Annotated in this window: 16 protein-coding genes; 8 read left to right on the plus strand and 8 right to left on the minus strand. The window is 68.4% G+C overall.

From position 1 onward, the window contains the following. Positions 1-511: 511 nt before the first annotated feature. From L8G49_RS12980 to L8G49_RS12995, 4 genes are all read left to right on the plus strand, one after another. Entirely contained in the window at positions 512-1,390 is an 879-nt protein-coding gene (locus L8G49_RS12980) for an N-acetylmuramoyl-L-alanine amidase (RefSeq protein WP_347272065.1), read from the plus strand. A gap of 96 nt (positions 1,391-1,486) precedes the next feature. Next, entirely contained in the window at positions 1,487-4,018 is a 2,532-nt protein-coding gene (locus L8G49_RS12985) for a transglycosylase domain-containing protein (RefSeq protein ID WP_242186244.1), read from the plus strand. 123 nt (positions 4,019-4,141) lie between these two features. Continuing rightward, entirely contained in the window at positions 4,142-5,269 is a 1,128-nt protein-coding gene (prfB, locus tag L8G49_RS12990) for a peptide chain release factor 2 (protein WP_242186245.1), read from the plus strand. A gap of 145 nt (positions 5,270-5,414) precedes the next feature. Continuing rightward, the gene (locus L8G49_RS12995; RefSeq protein ID WP_242186246.1) at positions 5,415-6,134 is read left to right on the plus strand and encodes a class I SAM-dependent methyltransferase; all 720 of its coding nucleotides are present in this window, start codon (positions 5,415-5,417) and stop codon (positions 6,132-6,134) included. Positions 6,135-6,146: 12 nt separating this feature from the next. Here L8G49_RS12995 and L8G49_RS13000 read toward each other — a convergent pair whose 3' ends face one another. Then, positions 6,147-6,551, minus strand: a complete 405-nt coding sequence (locus tag L8G49_RS13000; RefSeq protein ID WP_242186247.1) for a JAB domain-containing protein — start codon at positions 6,549-6,551, stop codon at positions 6,147-6,149. A 238-nt stretch (positions 6,552-6,789) separates the two neighbouring features. On the opposite strand from L8G49_RS13000, the gene L8G49_RS13005 reads away from it, so the two are divergent. Next, a complete protein-coding gene (locus L8G49_RS13005; protein WP_242186248.1) occupies positions 6,790-7,686 on the plus strand; it encodes a thymidylate synthase in 897 nt (298 codons plus the stop codon). 116 nt (positions 7,687-7,802) lie between these two features. After that, positions 7,803-8,351: a cytochrome c family protein gene (locus tag L8G49_RS13010; protein ID WP_242186249.1), complete on the plus strand. Its 549-nt coding sequence runs from the start codon at positions 7,803-7,805 to the stop codon at positions 8,349-8,351. 54 nt (positions 8,352-8,405) lie between these two features. On the opposite strand, the gene L8G49_RS13015 is transcribed toward L8G49_RS13010, so the two are convergent. The 7 genes from L8G49_RS13015 to L8G49_RS13045 form a co-directional block, all read right to left on the minus strand. Further along, a complete protein-coding gene (locus tag L8G49_RS13015; protein ID WP_242138624.1) occupies positions 8,406-8,603 on the minus strand; it encodes a hypothetical protein in 198 nt (65 codons plus the stop codon). 59 nt (positions 8,604-8,662) lie between these two features. After that, entirely contained in the window at positions 8,663-9,166 is a 504-nt protein-coding gene (locus L8G49_RS13020) for a TspO/MBR family protein (protein ID WP_242138623.1), read from the minus strand. Further along, positions 9,163-10,347 carry a geranylgeranyl diphosphate reductase gene (locus L8G49_RS13025; protein ID WP_242186250.1) on the minus strand — a complete coding sequence of 395 codons (1,185 nt, stop codon included), beginning with the start codon at positions 10,345-10,347 and terminating at the stop codon, positions 9,163-9,165. The genes L8G49_RS13020 and L8G49_RS13025 overlap by 4 nt, the downstream gene beginning before the upstream one ends. Then, complete coding sequence (locus tag L8G49_RS13030) at positions 10,344-11,660, minus strand: BCD family MFS transporter (RefSeq protein WP_242186251.1); 1,317 nt, start codon at positions 11,658-11,660, stop codon at positions 10,344-10,346. The genes L8G49_RS13025 and L8G49_RS13030 overlap by 4 nt, the downstream gene beginning before the upstream one ends. Then, on the minus strand, positions 11,657-12,568 hold the full coding sequence (chlG, locus tag L8G49_RS13035) for a chlorophyll synthase ChlG (RefSeq protein ID WP_242186252.1): 912 nt from the start codon (positions 12,566-12,568) through the stop codon (positions 11,657-11,659). Before chlG ends, L8G49_RS13030 begins: the two co-directional genes overlap by 4 nt. Before the next feature lie 89 nt (positions 12,569-12,657). Continuing rightward, on the minus strand, positions 12,658-14,085 hold the full coding sequence (gene ppsR / locus L8G49_RS13040) for a transcriptional regulator PpsR (RefSeq protein WP_242186254.1): 1,428 nt from the start codon (positions 14,083-14,085) through the stop codon (positions 12,658-12,660). Between the two features lie 69 nt (positions 14,086-14,154). Next, positions 14,155-14,976, minus strand: coding sequence for a cobalamin-dependent protein (locus L8G49_RS13045; RefSeq protein ID WP_242138618.1), 822 nt, complete (start codon positions 14,974-14,976; stop codon positions 14,155-14,157). A 329-nt stretch (positions 14,977-15,305) separates the two neighbouring features. Here L8G49_RS13045 and bchF point away from each other — a divergent pair, with 329 nt between their 5' ends. Further along, a complete protein-coding gene (bchF, locus tag L8G49_RS13050; RefSeq protein WP_242186257.1) occupies positions 15,306-15,854 on the plus strand; it encodes a 2-vinyl bacteriochlorophyllide hydratase in 549 nt (182 codons plus the stop codon). Then, the gene (locus L8G49_RS13055) at positions 15,851-17,149 is read left to right on the plus strand and encodes a ferredoxin:protochlorophyllide reductase (ATP-dependent) subunit N (protein WP_242186258.1); all 1,299 of its coding nucleotides are present in this window, start codon (positions 15,851-15,853) and stop codon (positions 17,147-17,149) included. The genes bchF and L8G49_RS13055 overlap by 4 nt, the downstream gene beginning before the upstream one ends. The last annotated feature ends 35 nt before the right edge of the window (positions 17,150-17,184 follow it).

Genomic DNA, 17,184 nt, shown 5'->3' on the forward strand with positions numbered 1-17,184 from the left:
GCGAGGGGCGGTCACGCCGCCGGGTTCGCTCGCACGGTGGGTTGCAAAAAATGCCTCTGCTCGCTCTGCACGCCCGGCCTTCCGGCCCTGGGCATCCCGCGCAGTCGCGTTCCCGCCGGTCGGAACCGGGGGAAACGAGAAACGGGAGTCATGCTTCATGCGAACGTCAACCTGGATAAGCCGCGCCCAGGAAACACCGGGGCGGCCGAGTGGACCTGTCGCTTCCGTTACTTGGGTGAACGATCAGGTACTGGTTGTTGCCTAGCACCGACCCGCGCGCGCAGCAACTGGCACGTGCGCGGGGGATATCGGGCAATTCTATGGCTGGAGGACATGTTAACCGTCTTGCGCTAAAGCTGGGACCATGGTCGATCCTGGCGGTGGAAAGGTGCGCGTGCAGTCGGTTGGTAGGGCGTTTCCGGATACGGAAGGCTTCGCGCGGAACCCTGGACTCCTGTATTCGCGGGAGAAGCGGGAGGGGGGCGTCGGGATCGCTGCGCAACGGAACCGCGTGGGATGGTCGCTGCTGCTGGCAACCGGGTGCCTGGCGCTCGCCTTTCCCGCAGCGGCGACGCCGGGCGATGGCGCCGAGCGGTCGCTCCTGCTTAGCACGCACCCGCGCCGGTCCCAAACGGCCGCCTCCCTCCAGCCGAACGCGCGTCGCGCGGGCTTGCCGCGCATCTATGGCGACGACCCCCGCCGCCCGCTGGTCGTGATCGACGCCGGGCACGGCGGGGTCGACCCGGGCGCGATCTCGCCGATCGACGGGCGGCGCGAGAAGGACGTGACGCTCAGGATCGCGCGCGCGATCCGTGACGAACTGGTCCGCGCCGGGCGTGTCCGCGTCGCGCTGACGCGAGACGACGATCGCTTCCTGGTCCTGCGCGACCGCTATGGCATCGCCCGCCGGCTGGGGGGCGACCTGTTCCTCTCGATCCATTGCGACAGCGTCGGCGCCGGCTCGGCCAGCGGCGCGTCGGTCTACACGCTGTCCGAGGTCGCCTCCGACCGGGAATCCGCGCGACTGGCGGCGCGCGAGAACAAGGCGGACATCATCGCCGGGGTCAACCTGGCCTCGACCAATGCCGACATCTCGTCGATCCTGATCGACCTGACGCAGCGCGAGACGATGAACGCCTCCGCCGGCTTTGCGCGACTGCTCGGGCGCGAGGCGCGCGACCGGATCCCGCTCAAGCCCAACTTCCACCGGATGGCGTCGCTGATGGTGTTGAAGGCGCCCGACATGCCCTCGGTGCTGTTCGAGACGGGCTACATCTCCAACCCCGTCGACGCCGATTTCATCGATAGCGACGACGGGCGCCGCCGCATCGCGCAAAGCGTGGAGCGCGCCGTCGAGGTCCATTTCGCGCGGCGGATGGCGACCCGCTGACGCGCGTCCTGCCCCCGGGGCGTTGCAACCGGTGATGGTGCCGCCGAGAGAAGGCGGCTGGCAAGGCGCGCGAAAGTTGCTAGAGCCTCGTCGCTTATGGCCGAGCCCGACTCCACCGTGACATTCCGTATTCGTCGGGAAGAGGGTGGCTCGCCCGGCTTCCTGCGTCGTAGCTGGGGCCACTGGTGGGTCAAGACGCTGGCCGTGCTCGCGCTGTTCGGCGCGGTCGCGATCGGCATCGGCTGGTACGTCTTCGCCTCCGACCTGCCCTCGGTCGACAAGCTGCGCACCTATGAGCCGCCGCTGCCGACCAACGTCCGCGGGGTCGATGGCGCGCCGGTCTATACCTATGCGCGCGAACGCCGGGTCGAGCTGAGCTACGACGAATATCCGCAGATGCTGGTGCACGCGTTCCTCGCGGCGGAAGACAAGTCGTTCTTCGAGCATCACGGCGTCGATTATCTCGGTATCGCCAGTGCCGCGTTCCGCAACATCAGCACGGGCCGCCGCCCCGCCGGTGCCTCGACCATCACGCAGCAGGTCGCCAAGAACCTGCTGATCGGCAATGCGCCCAATTACAGCCGCAAGATCAAGGAGGCGATCCTCGCCTACCGGATCGAGGACACGCTGACCAAGAAGCAGATCCTGGAACTGTACCTCAACCAGATCGCGCTCGGCCGCAACGCGTTCGGCGTCGCGGCGGCGAGCTATGCCTATTTCGGCAAGGACCTGAACAAGCTCGACCTCGCGCAGATGGCGTATCTGGCGATCCTGCCCAAGGGTCCGTCCAATTACGACCCGCTGCGCCATACCCAGCGCGCGCTCGACCGGCGCGCCTATGTGCTGCGCGAAATGCTGTCGAACGGGTTCATCACCCAGGCCCAGCACGATGCAGCGATGGCAGAGCCGCTCGGCACGGTGCCGCGCCAGACCCCCAAGACCGAGACCGCCGGGGCCGGCTATTTCGTCGAGGAAGTCCGGCGCCAGTTGATGGGCAAGTTCGGCGAAGACGCGATGACCGGGCCGTACAGCGTGTATGCGGGCGGCCTGTGGGTGCGCTCGTCGCTCGACCCCAGGATGCAGGATTATGCGCAGACCGCGCTGCGCGAGGGACTGCTGCGGTTCGATCGCGGGCGCGGTTGGTCGGGGCCGATGGGGCATGTCGATATCGACGGCGACGCCTGGCAGGCCGCGTTCCTCAACACCAACATCGGGCTCGATTATGACGACTGGCGCGCGGCGATCGTCACCGATCTGAGCACCGCCAGCGCGTCGCTCGGGTTCAGCGACGGCTCGACCGGCGAAATGCCACGCAGCGCGGCGCAGATGCCGGTCCGCGGCGGGGGCGGCACGGCCTATGCCGCGCTCAAGGTCGGCGACATCATCGCGGTGGCGCCCGAGGGCGGCGGCTTCGCGCTGCGCTCGGTACCGAAGATCTCCGGCGCGTTCGTGGTCGAGGAACCGCAGACCGGCCGCGTGCTCGCGATGCAGGGCGGGTTCGACTCCCGCGTCCAGGCGTTCAACCGCGCGACCCAGGCGCAGCGCCAGCCGGGCTCGACGATCAAGCCGATCGTCTATGCCGCCGCGCTCGAGGGCGGGATGACGCCTGCCTCGATCATCGTCGACGGGCCGTTCTGCGTCTATCAGGGCGCGCGGCTGGGGCAGAAGTGCTTCCGCAACTTCGGCAACATGCGCGGCGCGGGGCCGCACACGATGCGCTGGGGCGTCGAGCAATCCCGCAACCTGATGACGGTGCGCGCCGCCGCGACCACCGGCATGCCGCGGATCGTGTCGCTGATGGACCGGATCGGCGTCGGCAAATATCCGCCCTATCTCTCCTATGCGCTCGGCGCGGGGGAGACGACGGTGTCGCGGATGGTCAACGCCTATGCGATCCTCGCCAACCAGGGGCAGTCGCACCCCGCCTCGCTGATCGACTTCGTGCAGGACCGGCACGGCAAGGTGATCTGGCCCGAGAACTGGCGTCCGTGCGACCGCTGCAACGCGCCCGCGTGGAACGGCAAGGCGATGCCGCGCCCGGTCGTGCGGGGCAAGCAGATCGTCAGCGCGATGAGCGCATATCAGATGATCCACATCGCCGAGGGCGTGATCCAGCGCGGCACCGCCACCGTGCTGCGCGATCTCGACCGGCCGATGTTCGGCAAGACCGGGACCAATTCGGGACCGACCGACGTGTGGTTCATCGGCGGAACCCCGCAGATGATCGGCGGGCTGTACATCGGCTATGACCAGCCGCATTCGCTCGGTGGCGCGGCGCAGGGCGGCACCGTCGCCGCGCCGATCTTCAAGGCGTTCGCGACCAAGGCCTATGAGGGCCTCCCGAAGATCCCGTTCCGCGCGCCCGCCGGGATCCGCATGGTCCGGATCGATCGCGGCAGCGGGCGTCCGGTGTTCGGCGCATGGCCGACCGACGACCCCAAGGCGCCGGTGATCTGGGAAGCGTTCAAGCCCGAAAGCGAACCGCGCCGCGTGATCCACCGCGATGCGATCCTGCCCGATCCCACCGCCGCCGCCGCATCCGCGGCGAAGGCAAGGGCGGCGAGCGAGGCGCAGAAGGACACGCGCAAGGACAGCGATTTCTTGCAAAGACAGGGTGGTATTTACTAGCACCACCCCCACCCCATATACGTCATCCCCGCGCAGGCGGGGATCCATACCCCCGACCGCTCGAGATTATGGGTTCCCGCCTCCGCGGGAATGACGAAACGATGTTTTCTGGAAGGTTTCCCCATGCGCGCTGAAGCGCAGGCTCATATCGATTCGATCAAGGACGCGCTCGCGCTGCTCCGCCGCTTCCTCGACTGGGACCGTGCGCTGCGTCGGCTCGACGAGCTCAACGCGCGTGTCGAGGACCAGGCCTTGTGGAACGATCCAAAGGCCGCGCAGGCGGTTATGCGCGAACGGCGTCGTCTCGATGAGGCGATCACCGCGACGCGGGCGATCGAGAGTGAACTCAACGATACCGCAGAGCTGATCGAGATGGCCGAGGCCGAGGGCGATACCGAGATGGAGGCAGAGGGCGTCACCGCGCTCGCCGATCTCGCGCGCCGGGCGGATACCGACAAGGTCAAGGCGTTGCTCGCGGGCGAAGCCGATGGCAACGACACCTATATCGAGGTCAATGCCGGTGCCGGCGGGACCGAGAGCCAGGACTGGGCTGGGATGCTCAGCCGGATGTACTCGCGCTGGGGCGAGCGGCACGGGCTGAAGGTCGAGCTGATCGACCAGCATTCGGGCGAACAGGCCGGAATCAAGTCCGCGACGCTGCTGCTCAAGGGCGAGAACGCCTACGGCTATGCCAAGACCGAGAGCGGCGTGCATCGCCTGGTGCGCATCAGCCCGTATGACAGCGCCGCGCGCCGCCACACCTCGTTCGCGAGCGTGTGGGTCTATCCGGTCGTCGACGACAATATCGACGTCGAGTATAACGAGAGCGACCTGCGGATCGACACCTACCGTGCGTCGGGCGCGGGTGGGCAGCACATCAACACGACCGATTCGGCGGTGCGCATCACGCACATCCCGACCGGGATCGTGGTGCAGTGCCAGAACCAGCGGTCGCAGCACAAGAACAAGGCCGAGGCGTACAACCAGCTCCGCGCGCGTCTCTACGAACGCGAACTCGCGATCCGCGAAGCCGCCGCCAATGCCGAGAATGCGGGCAAGACCGACATCGGCTGGGGCCACCAGATCCGCTCCTACGTGCTCCAGCCGTATCAGATGGTGAAGGATTTGCGCACCGGCGTCACCTCGTCGAGCCCGTCGGACGTGCTCGACGGCGATCTCGACGCGTTCATGGCGGCGGCGCTGTCGCAGCGGGTGACGGGCGAGACGGTCGAGGTCGAGGACGTCGAATAGTGGGGGACAGGCGTCCGGCATTCGGTGGTACCGCTTCCCCGGCGAAGGCCGGGGCCCCGTTGCGCTGGCCGCGGCAAGCGGAAGCTGCGTCCAGTCAAACAGCGGCCCGCGACTGGGCCCCGGCCGTCGCCGGGGAAGCAGGACAATGACGATCTTCCGCCGCGCAACCCTTGCCGCATTCCTGCTCGTCGCCGCGTGCGACGGTGGCCCCGCGCGCGTCCCCGACCATACGGAAAAGGCCGGCCCCTTCCCCGCCCCCGACCGCCCCGTCGCGCCCGTCGTCTCGTCGCGCTGGTCGACCGAGGAGGAACGCGACCGCCTCAACGAGGCGAGCGAGGTCATGGCCAAGGCCGGGATCAAGCGCGGCATGACCGTCGCCGACATCGGCGCGGGCGAGGGCTATTACACCATCCGCCTCGCCGCGCGCGTCGGCAAGGACGGGCGCGTGCTGGCCGAGGACATCATCCCGCAGGTGCGCGATACGCTCGCGCTCCGCGTCGCGCGCGAGCGGCTTGAGGCGGTCAGCGTCCGGCTCGGCGCGCCGAACGATCCCAAGCTGCCGGACGCGAGCTTCGATCGCGTGGTGATGGTGCACATGTACCACGAAATCGAGCAGCCCTATGAGTTCCTGTGGCGCATGCGGCCGTCGCTGCGCCCCGACGGGCTGGTCGTGGTGGTCGATGCCGATCGCCAGACCCAGAACCACGGCACCCCGCCGGCGCTGCTGAAATGCGAGTTCGCCGCGGTCGGTTACGTGCAGGTTGCGACCTATGACATGCCGTCGGCGGGTGGCTATCTCGCGACCTTCCGCCCACAGGGTCCGCGCCCGGAGCCGAGCGCGATCAAGCCCTGTCGACTCACCTGACGCAATCCCGCGTCACAACAGGCCTTCCGCGCGAAAGCTGATCCGCCTGCCGCGCGCGAGCACGAGGTGCTCGACCAGCGCGATCCCGATCGAATCGAGCGTGCGCGCGAGCCGCCGCGTGACGGCATAATCGGCGGGGCTCGGCGTCGGGTCGCCGCCCGGATGGTTATGCGCCATGGCGATGGCCGCCGCATCGAATTCGAGCGCGTCCGCGACGACCGCGCGCAGGGGAATGATCAGCGAATCCACCCCACCCCCGCTTACCTCGCGCGTCCCGAGAACCCTCCATTTCGGATCAAGATACACGAACACCGCCATCTCCCGCGCCGCCGTCGCGATCGGCGCGAGACGGTCGTGGAGCGTTTCGAGAACGCCGGCGGTGAGCGCGTCGCGCATATCGGACGGATGGATGATCATCCCCGCACAACAGCGCAGTCCGTCGCGGCCGCCCAGCCGAGCCGCATCCACAATGGACCCTGGCCTTGCCGAAGCGGCGCCGATGCATCGCATCGCCACGTTCGGGAGAAGCGCGCGAAAGCGTCGATGGCCGGGCGGGCAAAAGCTGCTACGGCATCGCGCAAGGATCGATCGGTCGGTCGCGTGCGGGGCGCAGTGCACGCGTCCATGCCGCTCCGACCGGCAATGAGGCAGGACGATGCGACACCCGGAATATCAGTATCTCGACCTGATCGAACACGTGCTCGAGCGCGGCGACGAGCGTATCGACCGCACGGGCGTCGGAACCCGCTCGATCTTCGGGGCGGCGGTCCGTTTCGATCTCTCGGCGGGTCAGGTCCCGATCCTGACGACCAAGCGGGTCTATTGGAAGACCGCGGTTAAGGAGATGCTGTGGTTCCTTACCGGCGGTACCAACATCGCCCCGCTGCTGCGCGAGAACGTGCGGATCTGGACGGACTGGCCGCTCGCCACCTATCGTCGTGAGACGGGCGAACAGATCGAGCAGGAGGCGTTCGAGCGCCGGATCCTCGACGACGTCGGCTTTGCCGCACGATGGGGTGAGCTGGGTCCGGTCTATGGCAAGCAATGGCGTCGCTGGCAGGGCGCGGACGGACGCACGCACGATCAGATCGCGACCCTCGTACAGACGCTCAGGACCAACCCGTCGAGCCGGCGGATGCTGTTCCACGGCTGGAACGTCGGCGAACTGGACGCAATGGCGCTGCCGCCCTGCCATATGGTCTATCAGTATCACGTCACCTCCGACGGACGCCTCAACTGCCTGCTGTTCCAACGCTCGGTGGATCTGCTGCTCGGCGCGGCGTTCAACTTCGTCGGGGCGACCGCGCTGCAACTGATGCTCGCGCAACAGGCTGATCTGACGCCGGGCGAATTGGTCTGGGTGGCGGGCGACGCGCATCTCTATCTCAACCACCTCGAGCAGGCGCGCGAACAGATTACGCGCGAACCGCGTCCTTTTCCCACGATGCGACTCACCCGCCGGCCGGACAGCATCGACGGCTACCGGATCACGGACTTCGCGGTCGACGGCTACACCCCGCACGCCGCGATCAAAGCGGACGTCGCCGTCTGATCTGGCCGGAAAAGACTTTGTAAATCAAGCAACTGTCAAATATTGTGGACAGTTCTGCCGCGATCGTGTGAGATGAGGGCCTGGAGACGTGATAACGGACCAACAGGAGCAGGATCATGAAAGCAGGATCGATGACGTCGTTTGGGCGGTTGGGCTTTGGCCTGGCGTGTACCGCCCTGGTTTTGACGGCGTGCGGCAAGAAAGCCGAGACCACCGACACCACCAGCACGACCACGACCACTGCTTCCACCTCCGCCGATACGACCGCTCCCGCCGCCGCGCCGACAACCGCGGCCGCCAAGGCGCCGGCAGCCGACAATACCGACACGCTCGCGGGGGTGAAGCTGGCCGCGTTTACCGGCGACGCCAAGAAGGGCGAGGCCGATTTCGTCACGTGCAAGACCTGTCACGCGATCGAGGCGGGGGTGAACAAGATCGGTCCGTCCCTGCACGGCGTGGTTGGCCGCGCCGCCGGGACGATCGCGGGGTTCAGCTATTCCACCGCGAACAAGACCAGCGGCATCACCTGGACCCCGGAGAAGCTGTTCCAATATCTCGAAAATCCGCAGCGTGTCGTGCCCGGCACCAAGATGAGCTTCGCCGGCTGGCCGACCGACCCGCAGAAGCGCGCCGACGTGATCGCCTATCTCAAGGCGAATTCCTGATACGTGCGACGGGGCCGGGCGGTCGCGCCCGACCCCGCTCGCGGGCGTCCTCCGCTACCGGCGACGCCGCCCCAGATCCGCAAGATGCACCGGGAATGACGCGGCCAGCGCCAGCGCGATCCAGGGCCATGCCAGCCCGAGCAGCGCCGCCCGCAACGCCAGCAGCATGATCGCCCCCGGCAGCAATCGCAGCGCGGCATCCCCCGCCGACCAGCCGCGCCAGCGCACCAGCGCGATTCCTTCCGCCAGCATGAGGCAAAGGATCAGGTCGACCGCATGCGCCTGCCCGAAGAGCCAGGTCCCGATCGCGCTCAGCCGAACGGGCCGTTGAGCCGGACGATCGTCATCGTCAGATAGCCGGCATAGGTGACCCAGCCGAGATAGGGCAGCAAGAGCAGCCCGGCGACGACCGAGCGCGGCCACACGACATAGATCCACGCGGCAACCGACACCCACCACGCCACCGCATCGATCACCGCCCAGTCGGGCCGATGGACGTGAAAGAACAGCAGGCTCCATGTCACATTGAAGAAGCCGCTGAGCGCGAACAGCCCGATCATCCACTCCGCGCCGGATTGATCGGGCACCGCCCGCCAGCCGTGCACGGCGGCCCATGCGGTGACCAGATAGACCGCGGTCCAGGCCAGTCCATCGGTCGCTTCCGGCAAGGCCCAGCGCGGCTGGGTGAGGCCGCGATACCAGGGATCGACCTCGGTGATCGTCGCCCCCATGACCGCCACGCCCAGCGCGGCGATCGCTGCCAGCCCGATCGGCAGCCCCCAGGCACGATGCAGCACGGGCGCGCGGACCTTCATGCCGGGGCCAGCCCGAACAGATGCCGCAGATCCTTCAGGAAGATACGAACGTGCGCGATCGGTTTCGCCCGCACCAGCCGCTTGTTCATATACGCGTCCCAGGTCAGCCGCTGCACGTCCGGATCCTCGCAGATCTTGACGAAGCGTTCGCGCCGCGCGTCGCTGGAATACCAGAAATATTGCATGATCCCGAGGATCCAGAACACCCGGCCGTGCGCGCGCATGAAGCGCCTGCGCGCGATCCGCAGCGCCGAGGCTTTGCCCGTCGCCAGGAACAGCGCGACCGCCTCGGCCGCGTGGCGCCCCCCCGCCATCGCATAATAGATCCCCTCGCCCGATGCCGGCGCGACCACGCCCGCGGCATCCCCCGCCACCACCACGTCACGGCCATTGTCCCACCGCCGCAGCGGCTTGCAGGGGATTGGCGCGCCCTCGCACCGCAGCGTCGCGCACCCCTCGAGCCCGGTCTGCGCCCGCAGCGCCGCCACCGAATCGCGCAGCGCCAGCCCCTTGCGGGCGCTGCCCACGCCGATGCTGGCGGTATCGCCATGGGGGAAGACCCAGGCATAGAAATCGGGCGAATGCTTGCCCTGGTAGAAGACATCGCACCGCGCCCGATCGTAATCGGCGCCGCCGTCGGGCGGGGCGGCGACGATCTCGTGATAGGCGAAGACATAGGGCATCCGGGCCGCGCCCTTGATTTCGCCGCGCGCCACGCCGGATCGCGCGCCGTCCGCGCCGATCACCGCGCGCGCGGTGATCCGGCGTTCCGGCCCGTTACGGTCGGCGCGATAGACGACCACCGCGGTCCCCGCGGCGTCGCGCTCGATCCGCTCGAACGTGCCGGTCCGCCGTTCCGCTCCCGCCAGCGCCGCGCGGGCGCGGAGCCATTCGTCGAACGTCTCGCGGTCGACCAGACCGACGAACCCGTCCCCGACCGGCATGTCGACCCGTTTTCCCGACGGCGCGACCATCCGCGCCATGCTGGCCTTGCCGACCAGTATGTGATCGGTAATCGCGAAATCCTGGATCGCGCGTGGCGGAATCGCGCCCCCGCACGGCTTGATCCGTCCCGCGCGATCGAGCAGCAAGACGCGATGCCCGGCCCGCGCAAGGTCGGTTGCGGCGGTCGCGCCGGACGGCCCGCCCCCGACGACGACACAATCGAAAGCAGCGGTCACAGCATCACCTCCCGACCAAGACCCACGACGCGCGGCGCCCCGCGCAACGACATGGCGGCGGCGACGAGGAACAGCATCGCTTCCGTCCCGAAGACCAGCGTGAACGCCTCCGGCATCGATCCGATCAGGGCCCGCCCGGCATCGACCGCCACGGCGCCGGTCAGCCCGCCCAGCCCGAAGGCGATGGCCTGCGCCGCACCCCACACCCCCATGCGAATCCCTTCGCTGGGCGATCCGTCCGCCGCGCCCGCCCCGGCCAGCGCCATCATCGCCCCGATCGCGGCGACCGCGAAGATGCCGTTGGCGAAACCGAGCGCGAAGACGTTCGCGAGGATCGGCCAGCCCGGCCCGACCCGTGCCGCCAGCGCGAGCCCGCACAAGGCGAGTGCCGAGCCGATACATCCCGCGACGATCCAGCGGCGCAATCCGGTCGCGCCATGCCCGCCGAACACGCTGCCGCCGACGCCCGCCAGGATCATCCCGAGCAGGACGCCGCCATGCTGGATGCTCGAGACCTGGGTCGACTGTCCGGGCGTCAGGCCGAAGCGCAACCCGGTGAACGGTTCGAGGATGAGATCCTGCATCGCATAGGCCAGCATCGACAGGAACACGAAGATCGTGAACCGGCGCGCATCGCTGTCCGCCCACATGGCGCGGAGCGCCGCCCTGAACGCGGGCGGCGGCGGTAGTGCCTCGTCCGGCATGGCAACCGGCCGCTCCAGCCCCCACACCGCGGCGGTCGCGACCAGGAACGCGGCCCCCGCGACACCCGACACGACCGCGCAGAGGCGAAGGTAGGAGAATGGGTCGACCAGCGTACCCGCCACCGCCGCCGACACCGCAATGCCCGCGACCATCATGATCCACGTGACCGAAGCCGCCGCCGCGCGTCGTTCGGGCGCGACGCGCGTGGCCAGCAGTGCCAGCAGCGACGTTCCCGCCGCACCGACGCCCGCGCCGATCATCGCAAATGCCACGACCGCCAGCGCATAGCCCCACCGCCCCCCGCCGGCGATGACGCCAAGCGCCCAGACCGCGACCATCGCGCCGCCCGCGAGCAGGGCCATCCCCCCAAGGATCCACGGCGTCCGGCGACGTCCGCGGTCCGAGCCATGACCCCAGATCGGGCGCGACAGCTGCACCGCATAATGCCACGCGACCAGCCCTGCCGGGAATGCCGCCGGCAAGGCATATTCCACCACCATCACGCGGTTGAGCAACGAGGTCGCCAGCATCACGATCGCGCCGATCGCGCTTTGCACCAGCCCGAGCCGGACGATCCCGACCCAGCGCAGCGGTGCGGCCGCGGTCACAACCCCAGCACTCCGCCGAGCCCGAACGCGGCCGCCAGCATCCCGAGCACATACAGGCTGGTTCCCGTGGCGTTGTACCACGGCGTCTGTTTGAGCGGATCGCGCAGCAACCGTGGCATCAGCGCCAGCTGCCCCAGCAGCAGCGCCGCGACGACCCCGGCGACCAGCCCATGGCCCCACAGCCCGAGCAACGCGACGACCGCGACCTGCGGCACCGCCATCACCACGCAAGCGACCCGCGCCGCCGGCCCGACCCCGAGCGTCACCGGGAGCGACCGGATCCCCATCGCGCGATCCCCGGCAACGGCCTTGAAGTCGTTGAGCGTCATGATGCCGAACGCGCCCGCACTGTACAGGATCAGGATCACGAGGATTGACGCATCGGGCAACGCCCCCGCCATCACGCTCGCGCCGGTGAACCAGGTAAGGCCTTCATATGTCAGCGCGACCGCGCCCGGCCCCCAGAGTCCGCTCCTCTTCAGGCGGAACGGCGGCGCGCTGTAGATCCACGCGAACACCAGGCCGACCGCCGTCGCCGCCACCACCCAGCCGCCGGTGATCGTGGCGACGACGAGCGCCAGCGCGCTGCCGCACAGCGCGATCCACAACCCCCAATGCCCCCCGATCCGGCCCGACGGGATCGGACGCAGCGGCTCGTTGATCGCATCGACGTGGCGGTCGAACCAGTCGTTCACTGCCTGGCTCGTGCCGCACACCAGCGGCCCGACCAGCAATACCCCGGCGATCAGGAACGGCCAGCGAGTCGACACCGATACGCCCGACGACACGACCCCGCACAGGAAAGCCCAGATCGGCGGGAACCAGGTGATCGGCTTGAGCAACTCGGCAACGTCGCGCACCCGCGGTACGGGCACTCCTGCCAGCGGAGGGAATGTCGCGCGAGCCATAGCAGCAAGCTAATATGGACAATGCCTATCGTCAAATATATTTGACACTCCAACCGGGCGTCCGGTGCTTGTCCTTGTGCGGGAAGGGCTTAGCCTTCGCCCGAGACCAGATTCCCCAGACCATGGCGATGGAGCTTGGAATACAGGCTTTGCCGGCTGATCCCGAGGATCTCCGCCGCCGACGCGCGATTGTCGGAGGTATAGGCCAGCGCCGCCTCGATGCAGAGGCGTTCGATCAGGTCGGTCGATTCGCGCACGATGTCCTTCAGCGACATCCGCCCGACCAGTTCGGTCAGTTGCTCGACCGAGCGCGGCAGGTCGCGCTCGGCCGGCGGCACGCTGCGCAGCCGGCGCGCGACGTTGCGGATCGTGAAGCCGTAACACTGGCTGTCCCCATAAGGCGCGACGACGCCCGATATCTCGATCTCTTCCTGCCGGCCGCCGGTGCTGCGCAGGATCGTCGCGACGTTGCGCACCGTGCCGTGCTCGCGCAACTGGCCGACGATCAGCTCGAGATCGATTCCGGGTCGACCGAGCCAGGTCGCCAGCGGGGCGCCCGTGACCCGCGCGACCGAGGCGACGCCCGCCAGCTCCGTGAACGCGGCGTTGGCGAACAGGATGTCGAGTCGCGCATCCACCAGCACGAAGGCATCGGGCATGTGTTCGATCACCGCGCCGATCGGTGCGGCATGGCCCTGGGTTTCCGGCGATGGCGCGTCCGGGACAAGCCGGACCAGCAGCAACGCGACCCGCCCTTGCCGGAACAGGCGCGCCGACATGGCGACGGGCTGCCCGCTCGCCAGCCGTACCGAAATCGCCGGAAGATCGTCGCTGGCACCCGCCGCGCCGAGTTGCGCGATCAGGTCCTCGCGATCGGCCGGATCGACGATCGTCGTGACCGGCTGATCGGTCAACGTGTCGTCCACGGCGCCGATCAGGCGCGCCGCCGCCGGGTTGATCTCGCGAATGCGGCGCGTCGCGACATCGATGATCAGCACGGGCTCGGTGCCGAGGTCGAACAACAGGCGATAGCGCGCTTCGGCCTGGCGCAGCTTGATATAGTCGCGCTCGAGCGATTGCTGGGTCTGGAGCAACCGCTGCTGCATGACCGCCGCCGCGCGCATGTCGCGTCCGATCGCGAGCACGCCGCCGCCCTGCTCCAGCTGCGTCACGAGGTAGCGTACCGGCACGTCCCCGCCCGCGGTGGGGTGGTTGATCTGGCGCCAGCGCGATGGCTCCCGCGCGGCACCGTCGGACAGCATGTCCGTGATCTTGGCCCTGCTCTCGCTGGTGACGGTGTCGATCCAGGCGTGGCCGCGCCAGTCGCCAAACCCTTGCGCCGCCAGATCCGCATTGGCGATCGCGACATCGCGGATCACCCCGGCCGGATCGACGACCAGCGCAATGTCACCGGCCGCCGCCACCACCGCCGCCGCGACGCGGGGCGCAAGCGTCTCCGCCAACGCATCGGGGTTGGTAAAGGCATGGGGTGCGAACAAGGTGGGACGATCGTTCATCGACGAACAATTTGCTCCTGAATCTAGGTGTCGCGCGACCCGCACCGTGGCCGCGAGACCCTGTCGGGATCAACCGGTCATGGCCGAAACCGCCTCCCGCGCAACCGCATCGACCAGTGCCCCGGCAACACGAACGGCGACCCTTGCGTCGGGAGCAGTCCCGTCCGCGCCGACCGCAGCGGCGAGTTCCGCGTTTTCCGCGAACACCCGCCCACCGACCATCACACAAATCCTGGGATTTCTGGAGGCCGCCCGCACTGCGCGGACGATCGAAGGCAAGGGCGCGATATGGCAGTCACAGGTGATCGTCAATCCGACCAGGTCGAACAGTTCGTCGCGGACGCGGGTCAGCAGGACATCGGCGCTCGCCTCGTTCAGCCGATCGGTCAGCCATCCGTTGGCGCAGAACATCTCGTCGACCACGACGGTACCGAAACTGTGATGATCGCCCGCCAGCGATACGAACAGCGCGCGACGGACGTGACCATCGCCGGGCACCTCCTTCATCGGCGCGCGCCCGGAGAGTTCGTGAACGACCTCCTGAAGCCGCCACAGCCCCATCGTCACGTCGATGAAGTCGCATCGATCGTCGTCCCACAAGGCGCCGAGATGGCGCGCCGCCGGGGCGAGCAGATCGACCAGCAGCGTATCGAACGACACGCCGCGCGCGATCAGCCCTTCGACATGCTGGAGCAACTCGTCGGCCTCTACCTGCAGCGCGAGCGGGGCGAAGGCGGCGACTTCCGCGGCCGATATGGAACCGGCGGGTCCGCCCCCCATCCGCGGGGACGGCGCGACGGCATGCGCGACCAGCAGGCGCGGGATGATTTCGCTTTCGATCAGACGGGTCAGCGACCGGGCCTGGTCGCGATCGGAGTCGGATCGGACCAAGGGCGTTACCCGGTGGAGATCGCGCAGGTCCGGCCTGACCCCCGGATCCGGTCTCGCTCCCTGTCGTCGAAAAAAATGTTCAATCCGGGTAAGCGAAGTCATCCTGACCCCCTCCGGCCTGGTTGAACACGCGACGTGCCGGACACCGATTTGGTTTGCCCTGCGACTCGCATCGTATGCCTGTCGTAACGCCCTTGCAACGGACAAACGTCGCTGCACTGCAACAGGTGTAATCTTGTCTGGACGTCAATTTGTGTTGACACTCGGGGCGTTACGTTTTCTAATTGCGGGGAGAGGGGCGGAGCGAAGCCATGCGGTCAAGCCATCCGATGCATACGCGCAAAGCGCTGCGATCGACCGCAGCCGCGCCCTACACGCGGTCTCACACCCCGCCGTACACACCCTTGTACACGCCGGACCAGAAACGGCGCCGTGACGCGAGCGTCTGGACCCTGATCCAGGGTGTGCTCGCACCGCTGCAGTTCGCCATCTTCCTGGTCAGCGTGGCGCTCGTGCTGCGGTACCTCGTCACGGGCGAGGGCGCGTTCGCGGCGACCGTTTCCATCGTCGTCAAGACGATCGCGCTCTATACGATCATGGTCACGGGCTCGATCTGGGAAAAGGTCGTGTTCGATCGCTGGCTGTTCGCGGACGCGTTCTTCTGGGAGGACGTCTTCAGCTTCCTCGTGCTCGCGCTCCACACCCTGTATCTCGCCCTGTTGATCGGCGGGCTGGGGACGGAGCGTGGCCGCATGCTCCTCGCGCTCGCCGCCTATGCGACCTATGCGGTCAACGCCACGCAGTTCCTGCTCAAGCTGCGCGCGGCCCGACTGCAGGACGCCGCCGGTGCGGCCGGACACCGGGCGGCCACGGCATGAGCCCCGCAATCCCCCTGCCGCGCGAGGTCGCATCGGACTGCGCCCCGCCGGCGCGCGCGCCGATCCTGCGCGAGCGCGGCCAGCGCGAGGTGTTCTGCGGGCTCACCGGGATCATCTGGCTGCACCGCAAGGTGCAGGACGCGTTCTTTCTCGTGGTGGGCTCGCGGACCTGCGCGCATCTGCTGCAATCCGCGGCGGGGGTCATGGTGTTCGCCGAACCCCGGTTCGCGACGGCGATCATCGAGGAACGCGATCTGGCCGGCATGGCGGATTGCACGGCGGAGCTGGACCGCGTGGTCGACCGGCTGCTCGCACGCCGCCCCGACATCAAGCTGCTGTTCCTGGTCGGCTCCTGCCCGTCCGAGGTGATCAAGCTCGACCTGTCGCGCGCGGCGCAGCGGTTGTCGGCGAAACACGGCGCGTCGACTCGGGTGCTCAACTATTCGGGCAGCGGGATCGAGACGACGTTCACCGAGGGCGAGGATGCCTGCCTGGCCACGCTGGTGCCCGAGCTTGCCGCGACGTCGCCGGATGCCGCCCCCGAATTGCTGATCGTGGGTGCGCTGCCGGACGTGGTCGAGGACCAGTTCCTCCGGCTGTTCGCGCAGCTCGGCATCGCACAGGTCCGCAGCTTTCCGGCGCGGCGTGCGGCCGCGATGCCGCCCGTTGGTCCCAACACGCGCTTCCTGCTGGCACAGCCGTTCCTGGGCGACACAGCGCGGGCGCTCGAAGATCGCGGCGCGATCCGGCTCGACGCATTGTTTCCATTCGGGGCGGAAGGCACCAGCAACTGGCTGCACGCCGCCGCGGTCGCGTTCGGCATCGACGAAATGCATTTCCGATCGGTGATCGCGCCCGGCCGCGAGCGCGCCAAGCGGGCAATCGCGCATGCGCGCGACAGGCTGGCGGGAAAACGCATCTTCTTCCTGCCCGATTCACAACTGGAGGTGCCACTCGCGCGCTTCCTCGCGCAGGAACTGGGGATGGTGCCGCTCGAAGTCGGGACGCCCTATCTCCACCGGGCGCATCTGGCGCAGGAGCTCGCGCTGCTCCCGGCCGACACGGTGATCAGCGAGGGTCAGGACGTCGACCGCCAGCTCGACCGCGTCCGCGCGGCGCGGCCCGATCTCACCGTCTGCGGACTGGGGCTCGCCAACCCGCTCGAAGCCGAGGGGCTGACGACCAAATGGGCGATCGAGCTGGTGTTCTCGCCGATCCATGGCTTCGACCAGGCAGGCGACCTTGCCGACCTGTTCGCGCGACCGCTGCGGCGGCGCGACGTGCTGCGGGTATGAGCGCCCCCGTCACCCCGGCGGACGCCGCGGCCGCC

It is taken from the genome of Sphingomonas sp. CARO-RG-8B-R24-01 (assembly GCF_022662295.1).
GTDB lineage: Bacteria > Pseudomonadota > Alphaproteobacteria > Sphingomonadales > Sphingomonadaceae > Sphingomonas.